A 3,213-nucleotide genomic window follows, 5' to 3' on the forward strand; every position below is an offset into this window, starting at 1 on the left:
TGTTCTTGGCATAATGAGTTCCTCCATATGTTGATTATACAATATTTCTAGGGGATATCTCATTTTACTTTGTACTATTTAAATTCTAACACCAACTGCTTATTGTTCTGTTGTGCGGTGTTGACTAAAAAATAATTATTCTCACTCGTCCCTAAAATCCATAACTCAATCAATTTTGTGTGGATGATTTAGCTTGTGGTCGTCATATTATATGTATTATCCATTTCTGGTTAATATAATTAAATATTGTCACTATTTTTATATACTACGTAAGTGACTAGAAAAACCAGAATCCAACCAACCTAATTTTTTAAAATCATCAATAAGCCATTCAATAACAATCGTAGTAATTGGTTTGAATCCAAAAACATCTAAATATCCTTGACATCGACTATAAGATAAAAGATGTGATGTGTTAGAGCGATTTCGTTCAATTGCTTTACTAATTTTTTGGTGATCACTATCCTTTTCAAGTATATAGTTAAGATCTTGACCCCACTCAATACTTACTCGAGATTGTTCATTATAAGGTAATGCTAGCTTGTATTGATATAAGCTAGGATGACTACTCTTATCTCGTTGATATAATATTCCTTTAAGTTCAAAAGGTATAAGCTGGTATGTCGGAAAAATGTTTTTAAAACTATCGAAACAATTTTCCACAATATATTTATAGTCATGAATAGCAGATTTGTATATAGAAACAACTTTTTCAAGTAATTTTTCTTCAGAAAACATATCCCAAACCCAACCCGACGATTGGTTTAGGGGAATGTCCCCAAATGGCCAAGGCGGAATAATACTATCTTTTCCATCTTCTAACATTTTTTCATATAAGGATTTCAGATTTGAGTTCAGATTTGAGTTCTTTTCGAATATTTCCTTAATTACAACAGGAGTATTTCTTAGAGAACTGTCATCTATATTTTTACAAGAAATTTGCCATATTAATTCCGCATACATATCTGTTTTAATTAAATAAATATTTTTTAAAATACTTTCAATCCTATTAATAATAGTTTTGTAGGCAGCATAATAATTTCCATTTGCTTTATTTGAAATAATAGGAAATCGACTGCTACACAAAGTTGTATCGGTTTTTTCATTTATTTCAAAACTAGGAGTATCCTCGCAGTATTCTAAAGAAATATTTATCGGAAATTTAAAAATAAAATCTTTCTCTGAAAAGTTGCTTTTGAATAAATTAATCACGTCTTTAATTTTATCAACCGTTACATCTCGGGCTCCTATTGTTAATTCTTGTTCTACTCCATTTTTAATTATTGTACCCATTATAGCGGGAAATTTCTCTATAATAGGTGAAAATATACTATTAAGAGAATCCATATTATTTAGACGATATAAAGTATAAATCAGTGGGTATAGCCATCTATAAAGATGTTGAGAAGTATCTATCAAACAGTTTGTATTTATTTTCCCCCTGATTAAAGATTCAGAGGCAAGCCATTGAGCAATTATAGGCAAGTTAAATTTATATAACTTACTTTCTTCATTATATATTAATAGTCCTTTTCTGTTAATATCATTTATGTTACACTGAATATCTACTTCTGCTAGATGAAACTCGCCATTTTGACGTTCAATAGACCGTACTGCTATTGATATAAAATCATCTAATAGTTTATCTTCTCTATCAAATACTCTGTCTATGAAATTTGTTAGCAAAATTTTTTTGATAAACATGTCTTTATAGGAATAAAATTCGGTGATTTTATGATTCTTCATTAAATTTCCAAAAAGAAATGTGAAGAATGGTCTACTTATTGTCTTTTGAATTTCTTTATCCAATCGTTCTAACATACAAGGAGTAATTACTTTATTGACATCCATCAAGTTTAAAATCACACATATTTCTTTTTGAGTAAGTAATTTAACTGCTTTTCTTTCACTTAAATCATTCAAGACTGGTATATTTCTAGACGAAAAAATAAAACTAATACTATGATGTTGGAGCAAAAGATATTTGGTCTCTTCTAAAATTCTGGATATATTATCTTGGGTCTTACTTTCTAATTCATCGTAAAAAAACACAATTTCTTTAAATATATTCAAATCCAGTATATCCCTGATAAATGCATCATTCGCTTGTAAATCCCAATTAGATATCCAAATAGGAATTATTGTTGACTGTTCTGTATTGTATGATTGTAGTAAACGTAAATACATTATTTCTAAACAATAAGTTTTCCCAGAACCATAATCCCCTGTTATAACAGAAAAAGAGTTTTTTTCTGGTTCAGCCCAGGAAACATCTCTTTTATCAATATCACTTTCTAACAATGATTTCGCAATTTCTAATGAAAGATTATTTGTGCTCACAATCCGAGATAAAGCCTTATTTTTAATATTAGGTTCAATATATGTTTTTTGAAATTTAATATATGACCTGTTTTCATTTGATATCACACTTGTTTTAGAGCCCATCCGAATAAAAGATTGACCTACCTTTACCTCTTTGGCAGTACCTTGCCCATAATTCTCACTAACTTCATAAACTCTCTCTTTATTATCTTTAGGTATGTAGATGTAACCATAAGTTTGTGAATCTACCTGTACAGTTCCAGTCTCGACTATTGGGCGCGGTGCAATTTTATCTAAAAGATTTTGAAAATGGCTGTCATCCGGCATGTCGAAGATGCTTATTCCCTTAGCATATTTAGTTTCATCAACTATTCCGATAATTATATATTTATCTTTCCGATAGCCCTCAATAGAATTAAGCATAGCAATCACATCGGAAATAAAGTCAGCCATTTTATTCTTGGGATAAGGAGCTATTTTAAAATCGATAGTGGATTTTTCATTGACATTTGGCAAAGAATCAATAATATTCATTACTGTCATTTCAGTTGAATTAAACATAGCATCTCCTTTTTTGTGTTGGTTTTTTCTTTTCAACGTACTTCGCTGTTAGGGGTGTTAATAATTTTAATAATAGTATAAGTATATCACATACCCAAGGCGTTATAAATAATTTGCTAATCCATGCAGCAATTTCATTTAGTTTTCGGTTTGATCTATATGTATATCTCGTAGTTAGCTTGGTGCTAGTATATAAGTATGGACACGAAAAGTTGAACACATTATAATCAATATCATAATATAAAGGAGCAGCTCAACATGGCAAAAAACCAAAAGAAGTACACCCAAGAGTTTAAGCAACAACTTGTGGATTTGTACAACACAGGGAAT

At 29.8% G+C, this 3,213-nt stretch carries 1 protein-coding gene; it reads right to left on the bottom strand.

Annotated elements, in window-relative coordinates:
* Positions 1 to 258: 258 nt before the first annotated feature.
* Positions 259 to 2,919: an ATP-binding protein gene (locus tag BLW33_RS13795; RefSeq protein WP_176966745.1), complete on the bottom strand. Its 2,661-nt coding sequence runs from the start codon at positions 2,917 to 2,919 to the stop codon at positions 259 to 261.
* Positions 2,920 to 3,213 lie beyond the last annotated feature (294 nt).

The sequence above is a fragment of the Eubacterium aggregans genome, assembly GCF_900107815.1.
GTDB lineage: Bacteria > Bacillota > Clostridia > Eubacteriales > Eubacteriaceae > Eubacterium_O > Eubacterium_O aggregans.